The 17,551-nt window shown below is 63.2% G+C and carries 18 protein-coding genes; 13 read left to right on the top strand and 5 right to left on the bottom strand.

Annotation, left to right across the window (positions count from 1 at the left end; translation table 11 throughout):
* The first annotated feature begins 76 nt into the window (after nt 1–76).
* From ACP15N_RS15895 to ACP15N_RS15870, 6 genes are all read left to right on the top strand, one after another.
* Nucleotides 77–574 (top strand): TRAP transporter small permease, encoded by a 498-nt coding sequence (locus ACP15N_RS15895; RefSeq protein ID WP_425093311.1) that lies wholly within the window; start codon nt 77–79, stop codon nt 572–574.
* Nucleotides 571–1,845 (top strand): TRAP transporter large permease, encoded by a 1,275-nt coding sequence (locus ACP15N_RS15890; RefSeq protein WP_425093310.1) that lies wholly within the window; start codon nt 571–573, stop codon nt 1,843–1,845. The genes ACP15N_RS15895 and ACP15N_RS15890 overlap by 4 nt, the downstream gene beginning before the upstream one ends.
* A gap of 4 nt (nt 1,846–1,849) precedes the next feature.
* Nucleotides 1,850–2,725: an isocitrate lyase/PEP mutase family protein gene (locus ACP15N_RS15885; RefSeq protein WP_425093309.1), complete on the top strand. Its 876-nt coding sequence runs from the start codon at nt 1,850–1,852 to the stop codon at nt 2,723–2,725.
* Nucleotides 2,726–2,822: 97 nt separating this feature from the next.
* The gene (locus ACP15N_RS15880) at nt 2,823–3,536 is read left to right on the top strand and encodes a GntR family transcriptional regulator (protein WP_425093308.1); all 714 of its coding nucleotides are present in this window, start codon (nt 2,823–2,825) and stop codon (nt 3,534–3,536) included.
* Entirely contained in the window at nt 3,536–4,393 is an 858-nt protein-coding gene (locus ACP15N_RS15875) for an HpcH/HpaI aldolase/citrate lyase family protein (protein WP_425093307.1), read from the top strand. Before ACP15N_RS15880 ends, ACP15N_RS15875 begins: the two co-directional genes overlap by 1 nt.
* Entirely contained in the window at nt 4,383–5,552 is a 1,170-nt protein-coding gene (locus tag ACP15N_RS15870; RefSeq protein ID WP_425093306.1) for an amidase family protein, read from the top strand. The genes ACP15N_RS15875 and ACP15N_RS15870 overlap by 11 nt, the downstream gene beginning before the upstream one ends.
* On the opposite strand, the gene ACP15N_RS15865 is transcribed toward ACP15N_RS15870, so the two are convergent.
* Genes ACP15N_RS15865 through ACP15N_RS15845 form a run of 5 tightly spaced genes read right to left on the bottom strand, consistent with a single transcriptional unit; the run spans nt 5,549 to nt 9,718 of the window.
* Nucleotides 5,549–6,391 carry an FAS1-like dehydratase domain-containing protein gene (locus ACP15N_RS15865; protein ID WP_425093305.1) on the bottom strand — a complete coding sequence of 281 codons (843 nt, stop codon included), beginning with the start codon at nt 6,389–6,391 and terminating at the stop codon, nt 5,549–5,551. The two genes, ACP15N_RS15870 and ACP15N_RS15865, sit on opposite strands and share 4 nt — an antisense overlap.
* A gap of 3 nt (nt 6,392–6,394) precedes the next feature.
* Nucleotides 6,395–7,201 carry an enoyl-CoA hydratase-related protein gene (locus tag ACP15N_RS15860; RefSeq protein ID WP_425093304.1) on the bottom strand — a complete coding sequence of 269 codons (807 nt, stop codon included), beginning with the start codon at nt 7,199–7,201 and terminating at the stop codon, nt 6,395–6,397.
* Nucleotides 7,183–7,968, bottom strand: coding sequence for an SDR family oxidoreductase (locus ACP15N_RS15855; RefSeq protein WP_425093303.1), 786 nt, complete (start codon nt 7,966–7,968; stop codon nt 7,183–7,185). The genes ACP15N_RS15860 and ACP15N_RS15855 overlap by 19 nt, the downstream gene beginning before the upstream one ends.
* A gap of 11 nt (nt 7,969–7,979) precedes the next feature.
* Nucleotides 7,980–8,360, bottom strand: a complete 381-nt coding sequence (locus ACP15N_RS15850; RefSeq protein ID WP_425093302.1) for a cupin domain-containing protein — start codon at nt 8,358–8,360, stop codon at nt 7,980–7,982.
* On the bottom strand, nt 8,357–9,718 hold the full coding sequence (locus ACP15N_RS15845) for an MmgE/PrpD family protein (RefSeq protein WP_425093301.1): 1,362 nt from the start codon (nt 9,716–9,718) through the stop codon (nt 8,357–8,359). The genes ACP15N_RS15850 and ACP15N_RS15845 overlap by 4 nt, the downstream gene beginning before the upstream one ends.
* A 429-nt stretch (nt 9,719–10,147) precedes the next feature.
* On the opposite strand from ACP15N_RS15845, the gene ACP15N_RS15840 reads away from it, so the two are divergent.
* Genes ACP15N_RS15840 through ACP15N_RS15810 form a run of 7 tightly spaced genes read left to right on the top strand, consistent with a single transcriptional unit; the run spans nt 10,148 to nt 17,549 of the window.
* On the top strand, nt 10,148–11,311 hold the full coding sequence (locus tag ACP15N_RS15840) for an ABC transporter substrate-binding protein (protein ID WP_425093300.1): 1,164 nt from the start codon (nt 10,148–10,150) through the stop codon (nt 11,309–11,311).
* Between the two features lie 2 nt (nt 11,312–11,313).
* Nucleotides 11,314–12,231: an ABC transporter permease gene (locus ACP15N_RS15835; RefSeq protein WP_425093299.1), complete on the top strand. Its 918-nt coding sequence runs from the start codon at nt 11,314–11,316 to the stop codon at nt 12,229–12,231.
* A gap of 10 nt (nt 12,232–12,241) precedes the next feature.
* Nucleotides 12,242–13,132: an ABC transporter permease gene (locus ACP15N_RS15830; protein ID WP_425093298.1), complete on the top strand. Its 891-nt coding sequence runs from the start codon at nt 12,242–12,244 to the stop codon at nt 13,130–13,132.
* 11 nt (nt 13,133–13,143) lie between these two features.
* Nucleotides 13,144–14,244, top strand: a complete 1,101-nt coding sequence (locus ACP15N_RS15825; RefSeq protein ID WP_425093297.1) for an ABC transporter ATP-binding protein — start codon at nt 13,144–13,146, stop codon at nt 14,242–14,244.
* A gap of 11 nt (nt 14,245–14,255) precedes the next feature.
* Complete coding sequence (locus tag ACP15N_RS15820) at nt 14,256–15,161, top strand: polysaccharide deacetylase family protein (protein ID WP_425093296.1); 906 nt, start codon at nt 14,256–14,258, stop codon at nt 15,159–15,161.
* Nucleotides 15,158–16,345, top strand: coding sequence for a CaiB/BaiF CoA transferase family protein (locus ACP15N_RS15815; RefSeq protein ID WP_425093295.1), 1,188 nt, complete (start codon nt 15,158–15,160; stop codon nt 16,343–16,345). Before ACP15N_RS15820 ends, ACP15N_RS15815 begins: the two co-directional genes overlap by 4 nt.
* Nucleotides 16,346–16,358: 13 nt before the next feature.
* Nucleotides 16,359–17,549 carry an acyl-CoA dehydrogenase family protein gene (locus tag ACP15N_RS15810; RefSeq protein ID WP_425093294.1) on the top strand — a complete coding sequence of 397 codons (1,191 nt, stop codon included), beginning with the start codon at nt 16,359–16,361 and terminating at the stop codon, nt 17,547–17,549.
* The last annotated feature ends 2 nt before the right edge of the window (nt 17,550–17,551 follow it).

Here is a 17,551-nt window from a genome sequence, read left to right as displayed (position 1 = left end):
CGCGGCGTGATCCGCGCGCGCTTGTAAGACGGCAGGGCTGCGCGGAACCCCCGCGAGAGGCCACGAGGGGACATCTATGAACGCGATTACAACGCTGTCGCGCTACGCGGGCGTGCTTGCGGCTGTGCTGATGGCTGTGACCGGCGCAATGCTGACCTACGAGGTCATCGCGCGATATTTCTTCATAAAACCAACGATCTGGGCGGCAGAGTTGAGTCAGCTTTGCCTGATCTGGGGGTGCATGCTGGCGATGCCGTATGTGCTGAGCTTGCAGCGTCACATCACGGTGAATGCCGTGACTGCCCTGCTGCCGAAGGGCGCGCAGCGGGTTTGCGCGGCGCTTGCCCTGGTGTTGGTGATCCTCTTCAGCGTCATCGTCGCTTATTGGGGTTGGACGATCTTCTGGGACAGTTTCGAGCGCGGGCGCACCACCGGGTCCATCCTGAACCTGCCTATCGCGATCACCGAGTTTGCCATCCCGTTCGGGTTCGGGCTGCTTGCATTGCAGGCCGGCGTGGAGCTGGCCCGCTTGCGTGACCCGGAGGCCAGCTTCGGCGGGGCGACCCACGAATGAGTGTGTTCCTGATCCTCGGACTTCTGTTCGGTCTGCTTTTGCTGGGTGTGCCGGTGGCCTTCGCGCTCGGCGGGCTCGGTCTGATCATGCTTTACATGGGGGATTTTTCGCCCCTCATGGCGCCGCAGGCCATCCTGTCCACGCTGGACGGGTTCATCCTGCTGGCCGTGCCCTTGTTTCTGTTGATGTCCAACGTTCTGCTGAAGGGGGGCGTCGGGCGTGACCTGTTCAGCGCGGTGCAAGCCTGGGTCGGGCATTGGCCCGGGGGGCTGGCGGTGGCAACGATCCTGAGTTGCGCCCTGTTCGCGGCCATTTCCGGTAGTTCGGTCGCGACGGCGGCGACGATCGGGACCGTGGCGATCCCCGAAATGATCAACCGAGGATACGAGAAAAAATTCGTCTACGGCCTGCTGGCCGCCGGGGGCACCTTGGGCATCCTGATCCCGCCGTCGATCCCGATGATCGTCTACGGCTTCGTGACCGAGCAATCGGTGATCCAGCTGTTCCTGGCCGGGATCGGCCCGGGTCTGGTGCTGGTCACGTTGTTTGTCATCTTCGCCATGCTGCACGCGCGGTTCTGGGGCGGGTTCGAGCCTGTCGCACGGGCCAGCTGGGCAGAGCGGCGCACGGCGTCCTACCGCGCGCTGCCCTCGGTTGCGCTGGCGATGCTGGTAATCGTCGGGCTCTATTCAGGTGTCTTCACCCCGACCGAGGCAGCCGCCATCGGTTTTGCCGCGGCGTTGGCGATCACGACGCTTTGGCTGCGTACGCTCACCTGGACGGGCTTTCGCGAGGCGGTCATGGAATCGGCGATCACCACGGTCGCGATCCTGCTGATCGTTGCGGGGGCCAAGGTGTTCGGCAAGGCAATCGCCCTGTATCGCATCCCTCAGGACATCTCCGCCTTTATCGCGCAGACCATCGACGGGCCGTTGATGTTCATCCTCGTGGTGTCCTGCATCCTGCTGGTGATGGGGCTGGTGTTCGAGGCGCTCTCGATGATCCTGATCATGACGCCCGTGTTGCTTCCGGCGGCGATGGGGCTGGGCTTCGATCCGATCTGGTTCGGCATCTACATGGTGATCATGGTGGAGTGCGCGTTGATCACACCGCCTGTGGGGTTGAACCTCTACGTCATCCAGTCTGTCGCGCGCTCCACCCTCGGGGAGGTGGCGCGCGGTGTCTGGCCCTTCCTCTTGCTGATGATTGTCACAGTCGGGGTTCTTTACACGATCCCGGACCTGGCCCTGTATATCCCGTTCAAATGGTGACCCCATGACTGCCGCTGCCCGCCTCAAGAGCCTGCTGGAGCAGGACCGCTGCCACGTGATGCCGTGCTGTTTCGACGCGCTTTCAGCCAAGCTGATCGCACAAGAAGGGTATGACCTGACCTTCATGTCCGGCTTTGCCGCCTCCGCCAGTCGGATCGGCGCGCCCGATCTGGGCTTGATGAGTTATGGCGAGGTGGTGGATCAGGCTGCCAATATCACTGAAACCCTGTCGATCCCGCTGATCGGAGACGGTGATACAGGCTATGGCAACGCGATGAACGTCCGCCGGACTGTCCATGGGTTCGCACGTGCCGGCTGTGCGGCGGTGATGATCGAGGATCAACTGGCCCCCAAACGCTGCGGCCACACGCCCGGCAAGGCCGTTGTCCACCAGCAGGAGGCGTTCGACCGCATCCGCGCCGCCGTCGATGCGCGCACCGAGATCCGTGCAGCAGGCGGCGATATCCTGATCCTCGCGCGGACGGATGCCCGGCATGAACACGGGCTGACGGAGGCGATCGACCGGGCCGCGCATTTCGCAGTTCTCGGGGCCGACATCCTGTTTGTCGAAGCCCCCAAGACCGAAGCAGAGATGCGTACGGTGTGTGACAACCTGCCGGGCCCGAAGATGGCCAACATCGTGGAGGGCGGAGAGACGCCAGACCTGCCCAACGCCGAGTTGCACGATATCGGGTTTTCGATTGCCGCCTATCCGCTGTCGCTGATGGCGGCGGCGATGCAGGCCATGGTCACGTCGCTGCGCGGGATGCGCGCAGACCAGCGGCCCGGTCAGATGGATTTCGCCGAACTGCGCCGCCGCATCGGTTTTGACACATATTATGAGGTGTCGTCGGGGTATACGTCGTCCCATCGAAGTTGAAGCGGCGCGCGCGGTTGTGCGGCGCGGTATGGAATATAACTCGATTTCGCTTACAAAACCGCTATTTAGACCAGTAGCATAGACCAAGGACACAGTGGTGAACGACGCTTCTCAACGCATGAACGCGGCCGAGCTGGCCTATCGGACGATCCGTGCGCGCATCGTGTCGGGAGAGCTCGCCGAAGGGGAGCGGCTGACGGAAAAGCGTCTGTCCAAGGATCTGAGCCTGAGCCGCACGCCGATCCGCGAGGCCATCGGACGGCTTGTTCTTGAAGGTTTAGTCGAGCGTCAGAGCGGATACACGACCAAGGTGGCCAGCTTCCCCGAGGATGAGGTGGAGCAGATTTTCGAGCTGCGGCGTCTGCTTGAGGCCTATTCCGCCCGTCGCGCGGCGCTGAACGCCTCCAACGAGGATATCGCCATGCTGCGCGATATTCACGCCACGATGCGCGCGCACACGCCGCCGCGCACGGAGGAAGAGTATCAGGTTCTGACAGAGGCGAACGAGCAATTCCACCGGGTCATCCTGCAGGCCGCAGGTGCGCCGCGTCTGACGGCGCTGATGACGTTGGCTTTCGATGTCGGGATGGTGGTGCGGACATACAGGATATTCTCCGACAAGGATCTGCAACGCAGCTTGCAACACCACGCCGAGCTGATCGATGCCCTTGAAGCACACGCCCCCGACTGGGCGGAAAACGTGATGAGCGCGCATATGCTGGCCGGAGCCGCCAAGGTGAACGACTGGCTCGAGGCGAAAAGTGCGGCCGCGCGCGACCTGATCCAGAGCCCGATCTCCGGGGCAGAGTGATGTCGCGCGCCTTGCGATCCTTCTTGTTCGTGCCCGCCAATCGCGCAAGCGTTTTGCCCAAGGCGCTGGCCTCTGGCGCGGACGCGGTTTGCGTCGATCTTGAGGATGCCGTTCCCCCGGATCAGAAACCCGAAGCCCGTGCGCCCGCGCTTGAGTTTCTGGGGAGCGCCTGCGCGCAGGACATGCCGTGGCGCGGCGTTCGGCTCAACGGGTTGCGCACGCCCGACGGTCTGGCGGACATGGCGGCCTTGTGCGCGGTGGCCCCCGCCGCAGGCTTTGTCTTGTTGCCCAAAGTGGACAGCCCGGCAGAGGTCCAGATCGTTGACGACGCCCTGACAGCCTGCGGCAGTGGCACGCGGATCGGTGCCCTGATCGAGAGCGCAGCGGGGCTGGAGGCGGTCCAGGGCATCGCGCGCGCAACGGACCGTTTGGCGTTCCTGCTCTTTGGCGGTGTCGATCTGAGCGCGGAACTTGGTGTGGATGGCTCTGATGCCAGCCTCGCCTATGCGCGCGGGCGGGTCGTGCACGCCGGACGCGGTGCGGGAGTGCCGGTCCTTGATGTGCCCGCGCTGGACTTCCGCGACCTCGGGGCGGTCGGGGAGGCAGCAGGGCGCGCCCTGGCGCATGGGTTTTCGGGCAAGGCGGCAATCCATCCGTCCAACATTGCGCCGATCAACGCGGCCTTCACCCCCGTTGCGGACGAGGTGACCGAGGCGCTGGAGATCGTGCGCGCCTTTGAGCAGGCGCCCTCCGGACTGGTGGTGCGCGACGGCAAGCTGATCGAACGTCCGGTCATCCGTGCCATGGTCGCCAGACTCGACCGGGCGCGTGCGGCGGGTCTGCTGGATGACGCATGATCGCTATGCCTTGGCATTGGCCCTCGATGCGCGGTTTCAATTCCTGGAGGATCCCGGCCAGAGCGTTGCTGTCGATCGTGCGGCAGAGGTGTCTGACGGGCGCTTGTCCGATCTGCTGATCGGGGTAAAGGCAAACATTGCCGTGCGTGGACAGGGACACTCCGCGGGATTGCGCGGCCGCGCAGCTGCAACCGCCCCGGCTGACGCCCGCGTTGTAGCAACCTTGCGAGGGCTGGGCGCACAGATGATGAGCCGCTTGACGATGGATGCGGCCGCCCTCGGGGCTGCGACAGAAGCCAATGGCTGGCGTGTGACGGACAACCCGCGTGCCCCGGGGCACAGCGTGGGGGGGAGTTCGGGCGGGTCTGCGGCGGCGGTGGCCAGCGGTGCAGTCGATGCAGCCCTTGGGACAGACACGCTGGGGTCGGTGCGCATCCCGGCGGCCTATTGCGGTGTTCTGGGGTTGAAGCCCGGACGCGGAGTCGTGCCGCTGGACGGCGTTTTCCCGTTGGCACCTGCACTGGACACGGTCGGGTTCCTGGCGCAGCGGACGGAAGCGTTGCGCGAACTTGTGGCCGTGTTCGGGGCAAAACACACCGACAGGCCTTGGACCGTGCGGCGGCTGGATGATCCCGTCGTCGCGCGGCATGAGGCCGTGGCCGCAGCAGAAGCCGTTCTGGCGCGGCTGGGCATGCGTGGCGCACCGATGCGCATTGCCGGATGGCCGGTTGAGGACCTGCGCAAGGCCGCTTTCGCATGCATGCTACTGGATGCTCGGGAAACGCTTGCGGGTTTGCGCGACCTGCCATCCCCGGTGACCAGAGCCTTGGGCTATGGGGCCAGCCTGAGCCCGGATGATGCTGCCGCCGCGCGCGAGGTCTGTGCCCGTGCGGTGGAGGGGCTGATCGAGGCACTGGAACCAGGCGTCATTCTGCTGACCCCGACAACCCCGGAGCCTGCCTTTGAACGGGGGGCGCGACCGCCCGTATCGCAGGCGGATTTCACAGCGATCGCAAATCTGGCGGGGGTGCCAGCACTCGCGGTGCCTATGGGGTCAGACGGATCAGGTCGTCCCGTGTCGGTGCAGTTGATCGGGGCGCAGGGCAGTGAGCTTGCCCTGCTGGATATCGCCGACACGCTGCTGCGCACGGCTGCCTAGTCCGTGAAGCGAAGCGTGACCAGCATACTGAGCGCACCGCTTTCCGTGCGGGCCCACATGGTCAACCCGCCGTCCTGCCACGCGCCTTCCAGCCAGAACGGGTCGGGGGCGAAAAGCGGGCTGATTGCACGGATCTCTATCGCTGCGAGGGGGCGTTCCTGCGCCTGTTCCATCCCGTAACCGATCAGAAGGGTCGCGGTCAGCGGACCGTGTACGACAAGGCCCGGATACCCTTCGACCCCACGCGTGTAATCGGCGTCATAATGGATGCGGTGGCCATAGAAGATCAGCGCCGAATACCGAAAAAGCAAAATCGGATCAGGATCGATCCGGCGTTGAAACTCGGCGCCTTGTGGCGCGGGGCGGGGCAGGGGTGGGGGCGCGTCGGGCGAGGGGGCCTCGCGGTAGACGATATTCTGAGTTTCGGTAAAACACGAGCCTGCCTCATCCACGAAATCATGGGTGACGGTAACGAACCCCAGTGCGCCAGAGCGGCCCGTCTTGCGGGAGATATCCCGAATGGTTGTGGTCTTGGTGGCCTGCGTGCCGAGGACGAGCGGTCGGTGCCAGTCGAGCCGCCCGCCTGCCCACATACGCCGGGGCAGGCCCAGATCGGGCAGGAACCGGCCAAGGCGTTCATGCCCGTCGGCGGCCAGATCGGACGCGCGGATCTGCGGGTTGAAGTATAGATAGTGCCAGAACGGCGGCAGCGCATCGCCCTCCGCGAAGGAAGGCGCCGCGTCCAGCGTCAGTTGCATGTGCCGTGCCTGGCGCAGATCGATCCGGTCGTGCGCGACCTCTGTACGTCCGATCGCCGGGTGAGGGGCCGTGTCGGTCATATCCTAGGCACCGGTGAACCGGGGCGCGCGCTTTTCGGCAAAGGCGCGCTGACCTTCGACATAATCGGAACTGTCATAGCACGTCCGGACCAGATCGTCGGCATGGCGTGCGGCCCGTGCATCCCCGGGGCGCCCGGCGGCTCTCAGCGACGCCTTGACAGCCCGCAACGTAAGGGGGGCGTTTGCCGCGATGATCCTGCCAACCTCCGACACCGTTTCGTCAAGCGTGTCCGGTTCGGTGATCCGATTGATCAAGCCCCAACGCTCCGCGTGCGCGGCATCGACGGGTTGTGCGGTATAGAGCAGTTCCGCCGTGGCCGTCGGGCCGACGACCCGGTTCAAGGCCGCGACCTCGTCCGGACCGATGGCGAGACCGAGTTTCGCAGGTGTGAAGGCAAAGCGCGCGTCGGACGTGGCGATCCGCAGGTCGCAGCGCAGTGCCAGTTCCAGTCCACCGCCGATACATGCGCCGTGCACTGCCCCGATTACCGGCATCGGCAGGTGCGCAAGCGCGTCGAGCGCGCGCGCGACCGTGCCATTGTAGGCGGCGATCGCGTCCGGCGTGGTGCGCACCTTCGAAAACTCCGAGATATCGGCTCCGGAACAGAAGCCACGAGCACCCGGATCACCGCGCAGCACCACCACACGCGGGAGATCCGTGGCCAGTTGCGCGCAAATATCCCCCAGACGCGCCCACATCGAGAGCCGCATCGCATTCAGGCGCGTTGGATTGCTCAGCGTGATCCGGGCAATGCCGCTTTCGGGAGCGTCCAGCAGAACCGCTGCGTCCGTCATATCCGACCGGTCCATTGCCCACCGCCATCCATATCCACCACCGTCCCGTTCAGGTACGCAACCCGCGGCGAGGCCATCATGGCGCAGAAATCCGCAACCTCCTGCGGGGTCTTCGGGCGGCCAAAGGGGAATTTCGCCGGATCGATCAGCTCCTCCCATCGGGTTTCGTCGCCGAGCTCGGCCTTTGCCTTTCCCTTGAAAAAGGCGCTCATCCGGTCCGTCAACGTAGGCGAGGGGTTAAGGCCCAGCACCCGAACGCCGGAGGCATGTGCCTCCGCCCCGAGCGCCTGCGTGAAGCCGATCAGGGCGGCGTTGCCCGCAGCACCGCAGATGTAGGCAGGACGGACCGCGCGACCGCCCATCCCGATGATGTTCAGGATGACCCCGTGCTCGCGGGCCGCCATATCCGGATAAAAAAGCTGACAGAGGTGAATATAGCCAAACACCTTGAGCTCCCATCCCTCGCGCCAATCGTCCATAGTCAGGTCCGACAGTCCACCGGCCTTGATGGCGCCTGCGTTGTTGACGAGGATATCCGGCGTCTCGACCTGCTCGTGCAGTGTTTCGCGCCCGCGATCCGATCCGAGATCGGCCACTACTGTTTTCGGTGTATGGCCGGTCTTTGTTGCAATCGCATCGCGCGCGCTTGCCAGGGCCTCCGCCGTGCGCGCGACCAACGTGACATGCGCGCCTTCGGCGGCAAAGGCCGTCCCGGTCGCTAGGCCAATCCCCTTGGAGCCTCCGGTAATGAGGACGTTTTTATCGTTTAAGTGCAGGTTCATCCGGCGCACTCTTAAACATAGTACTGAATTTCAAAGAAGACGCAGCCATCGGGAGAGGCGAACGGGCCATGGGGTGTTCCGGGGGGGCGGCACGCATAGCCCGGCGCGCTGTGGCGCGCTCCGCCGGTGCCGTCGGGGTCACAGCCCATGATCAGCGTTCCCTCCATCAGGTACACTTCCTCCCAGTAGTCATGCAGAAACGTATCTGGTGCAATCGTTCCGGGTTGGAACCGGATCAACCGGGTGCGCACGCCGCGCTTGCCTGCCTCGTCCAGCGCGCCGGACAGCAGTTTCTGTTCCACCCCCAGTGCGCCACCGGGAACAGGCACCCACCCTTGGGCGATATCGATGTCGTGGTAAGGCACATCTGGCTTCAGCAGTGTGACGGTCATGCAGAACTCCGTAACTGGGAAAGGGGGGATGAAAGCCGCGAAAGTGCGCCGCGCAAATCGGTCAGGTCTTTCGCCTCGGGCAACTCCAGGATGGCAGTGATCAGTGTTTGCGCCGCCGGTCGCGCGATCCTTGCATAGGCGGCGTTGTTCAGGAACTTGGCGCACAGGTCCGCCTCCGACAAAGGGGCCTCGGGATCGCCGGGGGCGTGCGGTGCATCCGCGCTTAGTGTCTTGCCTGCCATGGTCTGCACCTCCACCCGGGCGGCATAGCGGTCCGGAAAAGCCGCCGTCATGGCCGGGTCGCTGACCAGGGTAATCCGCTGTCGCAGGTGCGCCACGTCTGTTGCATCGCGGCGCGTCGGGTCCTCGAAATCCGCGATCCGAGGCGCCCCTTTGCACAGCGCGATCGCAACAGCCGTTTGCAGGCTGAACCGGGCTTCGTGCGCTGTGTTGGGCGCGGCATTGTTGCAGAAGGTCAGCGCGGCATCGTAAGTGATTATTTTAACATCTGAAATCGTAGAAGCAGATAACCCAGTGTTGCGCAAGGACAAGGCGGCCGCGATGGCTGGATGTGTGTGTCGGCAGGCTGGCCAGGGCTTGAAGCTGACGTCGTGCAGCAGCCACTCGCTGTCTGGATTTTCAAGCACCTCGTCCGGGTCGGCGGCCGGGTAAAAGGTTTCGAAAAAGCCAAGCCGACCTTCGAGAATTTCGCGTGGTCCGCGTGCACCGGCATGTGCGACGCAAGCCGAAGTGACCCCCGCTCTTGCGGCATGCGCCATGGCCAACTGCTTGCCTTCGCCCCCCTCCAGGCGGCATTGCCACAGGCCTGCGGCTTGCATACCCGCATGGCCGAGGGCGTCGGCGGTTTGTGGCAGGGACAGCGCCAGGATCCGGGCGCTCGCTGCGGCAGCTCCGTAGACGCCGCAGGTGCCCGAATTGTACCAGTTGGAGTACCCGCCACGCGCTGCTGCACGCCCGATGCGCAACGCTGTCTCGTACCCCGCCAGCCCGGCGCGCAGCAGCGTTGCTCCGTCGATGTTCCGTCGCGTGGCCAACGCCAGAGCGCTGGCCCACACGGTATCCCCCGCGTGCAGAATGGAGGCGCGATGCAGATCGTCCATCTCCAACAGGTTGCCGAGTGCGCCGAGTTGGAACGCGGCAGCCTCTGGCGTCCCAGTCACACCGAATGCTGTGTCCAGACCCGTTGGGCCACCGGACAGCGCAAGTGCCGCTGCACTGTTGCGCGCGGCCAGAACCGTTCCAAGCCAGTCGAGCAGGTGCAGGGGCGCGCGCGATAGGTCACGGTCTTCCATCGACCTGTGGTTCAGCCCGATCAGTTTTTCTGAGAGTGTATCCACGCAGCCCAACCCGCCTCGATTTCGTATACATTTATATTGCCTAACCCACGAGTTTCGCCAGTGGAATATCGCTTTGAGCACGGCAAATCGGGGCAAAAGTAAAGTTATATTGCAGGGGCATGTTTGACCAAATATCTAATAACAAACGGTTTTTGATACTTCACGGACGTGCGCTGATAACCTTTGTCAGAGAAGTGAATTTTGTCGACCAAAATGACTTTTCTTTTTTCCGGGCAAGCCTAGGTGGTGAGCGGACGCAGTGCGTGATGCGGGAGGGGCCGCGCGCATGCGATTGCAAAGATGATCACGCCGCCTGGGTGCTGCGGCGGGGTCATTTCGGGGCAACACCGCACCTACTCAGTCGTTCAATCGAATTTCGATACCACTCATGCCGTCCGGGAAAACGGTTTCAACAGGAGGTTTACACGAATGGATCAACTCGACTTCAATCGCCGTCAATTCATGGCGACCATGGGCGCCGCTGCCGCCACAACCGCACTGGGCAGCCGCGCGATGGCGTCCGAGGCCTTGAAATTCTGGGCACCGGGCATCGCGCGCGTCGGCAACCAGGACTGGTCCGACATGGAAAGCCAGGCCGGCATCTCTATCGCCAATATCGCCAAGTCCGCCCGCGCGGATGAAGCCATCCAGAAGATGGTCGTCGGCGATGGGAATGCGCTCTATGACGCGATGACGGACAACGGTGGCGGCATGGAAGACGCGTTGGCCTCGCAGAACGCGATTGTCGAGCTGGAACCGAGCCGTATTCCCAATTGGGGCAACCTGCTGGCATCCTATCAGGAGGGCGGCACGTCCTTCGACACGATCCGATACGAGGGCAAGCTGGTCGCGATCCCGTATATCTCGAACGCCGACAGCCTTGCGTTCAACCACGATGTGGTCGGCGAAGAGCTGAACACATGGGAAGCGCTGTTTGATGAGCAGTTCCGCGGCCGCGCGGCTATGCAGAACGATTACGGCCCGACGCTGACCAATACCGCCGTCTACCTCAAGCAGTCGGGCAAGCAGGACATCGAGAACCCGTCCGACATGACCGAGGCCGAGGTCAAGGGTGTCTGCCAGTTCCTGATCGACCTGAAGAAGAAGGGCCATTTCCGCACCTTCTGGGACGGGTTCCAGAACGGCGTGGATCTGCTGGCCTCCGAAGAGGTGCTCGTGTCCTCCTGCTGGGAGCCGATCCAGATCGTGGCGTCGCGCAAGAACGGCGCGGACATCCGGTATGGTACGATGAAAGAAGGCCACCAGAGCTGGAACAACGTCATCATGCTGACCCGCGGCGGTCAGGAGCGGGGGATGGAAGACGCGTTCTACGCGCTCGCGAACCTGTACCTCGATCCGTGGTTCGGTTCTCGTACGCTGGCGGGCCTGGGCTTTACCCCGCAAATGACCGGGGTGAACGACTACATCGAGGCCAACCCGGCAGACTTCGACGACGATACCAAGTCGACATTGGTCGAGCGCTTGGCGCGTAAGGAAGCCCGCATGGCAAACACCGGCAACGCGTGGCAGAACGTGTTCCCGACCAATATCCGGGCCTACCAGGATTGGTGGGCGCAGGTTCAGGCCGCTTAAACGTGGCCACGCTCAGCACGAACTCTCCCGGTCAGGCCGCGCGCCCGGCCGGGGAAACAGCCTCCGTCTGGCGCGCGCGCGCCGGGCGATGGGCGTTTTACGCACCGCTGGCCTTCATGGTCGTCTTCTTTGCGATCCCGATGGCATTGACGGTGGTGTTCTCCGTGTTCGAGCGGACAATGTTCTGGATGGAGCCGGGGTTCACCCTTTTCTCCTACCAGAACTTCTTTTTCTCAGCCCGGCTTGAGAATTTCCTGACCTCGATGAAATACTCCGCCATTGCGGTGGTGATCTGTTTCATCTTCGGCTTTCCGGTTGCTGTATTCATTCGAAAATCCATTCCGCAAGTGGCCCAGCACCGCGTTATTCTGCTGTTCATTCTGCCTTTCATGGTGTCCGAGATCATTCGCGTCTTTGCCCTGCGCCCGGTGTTGCAGCGCAATGGCCTTGTGAACTCCACCCTGATGGACTGGGGCCTGATTGATGAACCGATCACCTCGCTCCTTTACACGCATACGGGCGTGGTGATTGGCGAGGTCCTGAGCTTCCTGCCGTTCATCGTCTTTGCCGGATTCCTCGCGATGGAGGCGGTGCCGAAGTTTATCTTCGAGGTCTGCGATGACCTTGGCGTCGGCTTCCGCCGTCGGTTCACGGATGTGATCCTGCCGCTGGCCGCACCGGGTATTTTCGCCGGGGCCGTGTTCATCTTTGTCAACGGGTTGGGCGTGGCGCTGTTGCCCAATATTCTCGGCGGACCGGGGGCTGTGAATGCGGGTCTGATCGCGACGCAGGCGATCACCGCGCTCGACTTCCCGCTCGCCATGGCGGTGAGCGCGATCATGATGGCGACGTTGATGGGGCTGCTTTATATCGGCCACCGCGTGTTCGACCTCACTAAGATCCTGACACCGCTGAACTGAGGGGCCGCGCATGACCGAAGAATATGCAAATCCGTGGCTCTACCGGTTGAAATGGGCCTACATGCTGCTGCTGGTGGTCACGCTGATGAGCCCGGTGCTCTACGTGATGTACATCTCGTTCAATGCGAACGGGTTCGGGGCGCGGGCCTATGATTTCACGTGGGAATGGTACCGGCTCGTGTTTTCCGACACGCTGCTTCTGAACGCGCTGCGGTGGACGTTTTCACTGGCGATCGTCGTAACTTGCATCACTGTGCCCTTCGCGGTGCTGGCGGCCAAGTACTACAAGACCGCGCAGAACAAACTGCCGATTGTGTTCCTGCTGCTGGCCCCGTTGTTCGTCCCGCCAGATATTCTTGGCTCGGCCCTGCTGGTCTATTTCAAGTCATTGAACGCCACGTTCATCTGGCTGGGGGACCAGTTGGGCACGGCGATGTTTGATGGCTGGTTCCGGCTGAGTTTCTTCACCGCGACGGTCGGTCTGATCATCTACACCATTCCCTATGCCTTCATCGTGGTGCTGATCACGATGGGCCGCTACCGCACGGAGCAGACCGAGGCGGCGCGGGCCTGTGGCGCAGATGGGTGGCGCGCATTCTGGGATATCGAGTTCCCGCAGATCCGCGCCGGAGTATTCAGTGCCTGTTCGTTCTGTATCATCCTGTGTTTCAACGAATACACGCGCACCAGCCTGCTGAAGGGCGGGTTCGACACATTCACCACCGTGCTGATCAGCCAGATGCTCAACACAGGCATGTCGCCGCAAAGCTACGCGATGTCCTCCATGGTGGCCTTCGTGGCCATTGCGATCATCGGCAGCATCATCGTTTTCACCCTGATCCGGTCCGAGAGCCTGACGCGCGTTGCCCGTGCGAAGGCCGAGCCGGTGATGTCGACCTGAGGGGGCCACCCATGTCCGAGATCCAAACACCGGCAGTGGAGGTTAAGAACCTCTCCAAGCATTACGGGCCCGTCAAAGCGTTGCGCGGCGTTGACCTGACAATTGCTGCGGGCGAGTATTTCGTTCTGTTGGGGCCATCGGGTGGCGGCAAGACGACCTTGCTGCGCACTATTGGCGGGTTCCATCGTCCCACTGAGGGGCAGGTGTTGCTTCACGGGCAGGAGATGGGGCATCTTCCCCCCGACAAGCGCCCGACGACGATGGTGTTTCAGGCCTACGCGCTCTTCCCGCATATGACGGTGCTGCAAAACGTGGCGTACGGCCTGAAGGTGGCAGGCGTCGACAAGAAGACCGCGCAGGAAAAGGCCGCTGCAATGATGGATGTGGTTGGACTTGGCGGCTTTGCCGAGCGCAAGCCACATGAGCTGTCTGGGGGCCAGCAACAGCGCGTGCAACTGGCGCGCGCGCTGGTTCTGGACCGTGATATCCTGTTGCTGGACGAGCCCTTGGCAGCCCTCGATGCGCAGTTGCGCAAGGACATGTGTCTTGAGTTGAAACACCTGCAGGAAAAGGTTGGGATCACCTTCATCCACGTCACCCACAACCAGGAAGAGGCGATGACAGTGGCAGATCGTATCGCGCTGGTCGCCGACGGAGAACTGGTGGAGCAGGGCGCCGCACGCGAGATCTACCGCGCGCCCATCAAGAAGTTCACGGCAGGGTTTGTTGGCGAAAACAACTTGCTGTCGGGCAAGGTCTCGCAGGTGAATGGCGTGTCCTGCACGGTTGATGTCGCAGGATCGCAGCTCGTCGTGCAGAAGCGCGGGCAAGAGGTGACCCATGGCCAGCCCGTCGATCTGTCGATCCGGTCCGAGCTCGTGCAACTGAGCCGCGTGAACGGGTCCAACAATGCGGGCGACGGGCATTCGATCCTCGGCAGTTACGACGAGGCCGTGTATCTGGGCCTGACGACATCGCACCTGGTGCGGCTGCCCAACGGCGTTGAAATGATCTCGCGCACGATCTCCGACGCGGTAGATGACCTGCCGACGCCCGGTGATCCGGTGCGGCTGCACTGGCAGCCCGAGGCCATCCGCCTGCACACCAGCTGACGGTGCAGGAAATGTGGTCCAACCCCCGTGTCCCCTATCAGTTCGCCCCCGATCGCGCTCCGCTGCCACCTCTGGCCGGCAAGAAGATGATCGTGCACGTGGCCATGAATATTGAATACTGGCCGTTCGACCGCCCCATGCCGCGTGGCATTATCCCGCCGCCTCACGGTGCGGCGCCGGCCCCGCCCGACGTTCCCAACTATGCCTGGGTGGAATACGGCATGCGCTGTGGCATGCCCCGGATCATGAGCATGCTGGCGGCGCGCGGGATTGCGGCGTCGGCGTTCATCAACGCACAGGTTGCCGACGTCTATCCGTCTTTGATGTCGGCGGTCGTGGACGCAGGCTGGGAACTGGTGGGCCACGGCTGGTTTCAGCAGAGCCTGAAAGCCGTCGAAGACGAGCGCGCGGTGATTGTTCAAAGCCTGGACCGACTGGCGCAGATCACCGGGGCGCGCCCGCGCGCGTGGCTGGGCTGCGGGCTGGGCGAGACAATGGACACGCCGGATATCCTCAAGCAAGAGGGCATCGAGTTCCTTCACGACTGGCCATTGGATGACCTGCCGTTCTGGATGCGCACCGATCATGGGCCGCTTGTCGGGTTGCCCTATACATTCGAGTTGAACGATGTGCCTGTTTACGCGATCCAGAGCGGATCGACGGATGAATACCTCAAGAGGGTGGAGGCAACGCTGAAGGTCTATGAAGCCGAGATTGCGCGCACAGGCCAGCCGCGCATCGTCACGCTGGCCCTGCATCCCCACATCATCGGTGTCCCGCATATCGCGCAGGGCTTTGAACAGGCGCTGGACCTGCTGGCGGCGCGCGACGACACGGTGTTTGTCACCTCCAGCCAGATGGGCGACTGGTTCACCGCCGCCGATGCTGCGGGGGCAGAGGCGGTGATGGCCGCATGACCGAGCGCCCGGTGGCCCTTGCGCACCTCAAGGTGCTGGATCTGACCCGCGTGCGCGCCGGGCCGACCTGTTGTCGCGTGCTCGCGGATTTCGGGGCGGATGTGATCAAGATCGAAGCCCCTCAGGGCGTAGACCCCAATGCGGGCATTTCCGGCGCGCGCCATGGCTACGACATGCTGAACCTGCATCGCAACAAACGGTCGCTGACACTGAACCTGAAGACGCCCGAAGGGCGCGCGGTGTTCCTGAAGATGGTCGAAACGGCGGATGTCGTAGTCGAAAACTTTCGCCCTGACGTCAAGGACCGGCTGCGCATTGCCTATGAAGACCTGCGCGCAGTGAACCCGCGGATCATCCTCGCGTCGATTTCAGGGTTTGGGCAGGACGGGCCCTATGCAAAGCGCGCAGGGTTTGACCAGATCGCGCAGGGGATGGGCGGGATGATGGGCGTTACCGGCACGCCCGGCGCAGGCCCGATGCGCGCGGGGGCTGCCGTGGCAGACAGCACATCCGGGCTTTATGCCGCGACGGGTATTCTGGTGGCTCTGGCCGAACGCGAACGCTCGGGTGAGGGCCAGTGGGTTGCGACGTCTTTGTTGCAGGCGCAGATCGCGTTGATGGATTTTCAGGCTGCGCGCTATCTGGTCGAGGGCGAGGTGCCGAGATCCTCCGGCAACGACCACCCCACCGTGACGCCGATGGGGGTCGTGGCCACGGCCGATGGCCACCTGAACCTTGGCGTTGGCGGGCAGGGCCAATGGGTGGCGTTCTGCGATGTGATCGGCGAGCCTGACCTTGCGCAGCATCCGCAGTACGCCACGCCGGAGGCCCGCACCGCCCATCGTGGCGCGCTTTGGGATCATTTGCGTCCGGTCTTTGCCGCGCGGACAACGGCAGAATGGGTCACGGCGCTGGAAGATCACGGCGTGCCCGCCGGTCCGATCTATGCGATGGACGAGGTGTTCGCCGACCCGCAGGTCCAGCATCTGGGCATGGCGGCGCCGGTGCAGCATCCGGTGCGCGGAGAGACGAAGCTCGTCGCGCAGCCTCTGAACATGTCTCGCACACCGCCGCGCCTGTATGCGAGTGCGCCGGATGCGGGCGAGCATACAAACGACATTCTGGCAGAGCACGGGCTGGGCACTGACGAGATCGCCCGCCTGCGCGCCGCCAATATCATCTGAAAGGACGCGCAACATGAACCAGATCGATCCGGACGCGATCTCGATGCCCGTGAACCCGCAATGGAACGACATCCGGGAGGCGGTCGCCAAGCTGTGCGAGGCGTTTCCGAACGAATACTGGACCAAGCTGGATGCAGAGGATGCCTATCCCACGGACTTCGTGCGCACCCTGACCGAGGCCGGGTTTCTGGGCGCGTTGATCCCGGAAACCTATGGCGGGTCCGGGCTTCCGCTGTCGGCAGCCGGTGCCGTTCTGGAAACGATCCACGAAACCGGGTGCAACGCGGCCGCGTGCCATGCGCAGATGTACACGATGGGCACGGTCCTGAAGCATGGCTCGGATGCCCAGAAAGAGCGGTACCTGCCCGGCCTTGCGTCAGGTGATTTGCGCCTTCAGGCGTTCGGTGTGACCGAACCGACAACAGGGTCGGACACGACACAACTCAAGACCCGGGCCGAGAAAACCGCGCATGGCACATACCTCGTGAACGGGCAGAAGGTCTGGACCTCCCGCGCGATGGAGAGCGACCTGATGCTCTTGCTGGCGCGCACGACCCCGGCTGACCAGTGCAAGAAGCGGTCTGACGGGATGTCGGTGTTCCTGCTGGATATGCGCGATGCGCTCGGCAATGGGCTCGAACTGCGCAAGATCGACGCGATGATCAACCATAACACGTGCGAGGTGTTCATCGACAATCTGGAGATCCCCGCCGATACCCTGATCGGGGAGGAAGGACGCGGGTTCAGGTATATCGTCGACAGCATGAACGCCGAGCGCATCTTGATTGCCTACGAGTGTATTGGCGACGCGAAGTTCTTCATTCGGAAAGCGGTCGATTATGCCAACGATCGAAATGTGTTCGGCAAACCGATCGGCGCCAATCAGGGCCTGCAATTCCCGATCGCGGAGGCGTACGCCAAGATGTGCGCCGCCGAGTTGATGGTGAACAAGGCCGCCGCGTTGTTCGACAGCGGGGCCAAAGCCGCGGAGGAGGCGAACATGGCAAAGCTGCTGGCGGCAGACGCATCCTGGCAGGCGGCCGAGGTTTGCATGCAGGTTTATGGCGGGTTCGCCTTTGCGCGCGAATACGGGATCGAGCGGAAATGGCGGGAGGCGCGGCTTTATCAAACGGCACCGATCTCAAAGAACATGATCTTTGCCTATCTCGGCCAGCACGTGCTTGGCCTGCCGCGCAGCTACTGAGC

Origin of the sequence: Tropicimonas sp. S265A (assembly GCF_049800835.1) — a bacterium.
In the GTDB taxonomy this organism is placed as follows: domain Bacteria; phylum Pseudomonadota; class Alphaproteobacteria; order Rhodobacterales; family Rhodobacteraceae; genus Dinoroseobacter.
This window is presented reverse-complemented; position numbering and strand designations above follow the sequence as displayed.

Coding starts and splice junctions, on each gene's coding strand:
- ACP15N_RS15895 (WP_425093311.1), top strand. CDS start 77: ATGAACGCGATTACAACGCTGTCGCGCTACGCGGGCGTGCTTGCGGCT.
- ACP15N_RS15890 (WP_425093310.1), top strand. CDS start 571: ATGAGTGTGTTCCTGATCCTCGGACTTCTGTTCGGTCTGCTTTTGCTG.
- ACP15N_RS15885 (WP_425093309.1), top strand. CDS start 1,850: ATGACTGCCGCTGCCCGCCTCAAGAGCCTGCTGGAGCAGGACCGCTGC.
- ACP15N_RS15875 (WP_425093307.1), top strand. CDS start 3,536: ATGTCGCGCGCCTTGCGATCCTTCTTGTTCGTGCCCGCCAATCGCGCA.
- ACP15N_RS15870 (WP_425093306.1), top strand. CDS start 4,383: ATGACGCATGATCGCTATGCCTTGGCATTGGCCCTCGATGCGCGGTTT.
- ACP15N_RS15865 (WP_425093305.1), bottom strand. CDS start 6,391: ATGACCGACACGGCCCCTCACCCGGCGATCGGACGTACAGAGGTCGCG.
- ACP15N_RS15860 (WP_425093304.1), bottom strand. CDS start 7,201: ATGGACCGGTCGGATATGACGGACGCAGCGGTTCTGCTGGACGCTCCC.
- ACP15N_RS15855 (WP_425093303.1), bottom strand. CDS start 7,968: ATGAACCTGCACTTAAACGATAAAAACGTCCTCATTACCGGAGGCTCC.
- ACP15N_RS15850 (WP_425093302.1), bottom strand. CDS start 8,360: ATGACCGTCACACTGCTGAAGCCAGATGTGCCTTACCACGACATCGAT.
- ACP15N_RS15840 (WP_425093300.1), top strand. CDS start 10,148: ATGGATCAACTCGACTTCAATCGCCGTCAATTCATGGCGACCATGGGC.
- ACP15N_RS15830 (WP_425093298.1), top strand. CDS start 12,242: ATGACCGAAGAATATGCAAATCCGTGGCTCTACCGGTTGAAATGGGCC.
- ACP15N_RS15825 (WP_425093297.1), top strand. CDS start 13,144: ATGTCCGAGATCCAAACACCGGCAGTGGAGGTTAAGAACCTCTCCAAG.
- ACP15N_RS15820 (WP_425093296.1), top strand. CDS start 14,256: ATGTGGTCCAACCCCCGTGTCCCCTATCAGTTCGCCCCCGATCGCGCT.
- ACP15N_RS15815 (WP_425093295.1), top strand. CDS start 15,158: ATGACCGAGCGCCCGGTGGCCCTTGCGCACCTCAAGGTGCTGGATCTG.
- ACP15N_RS15810 (WP_425093294.1), top strand. CDS start 16,359: ATGAACCAGATCGATCCGGACGCGATCTCGATGCCCGTGAACCCGCAA.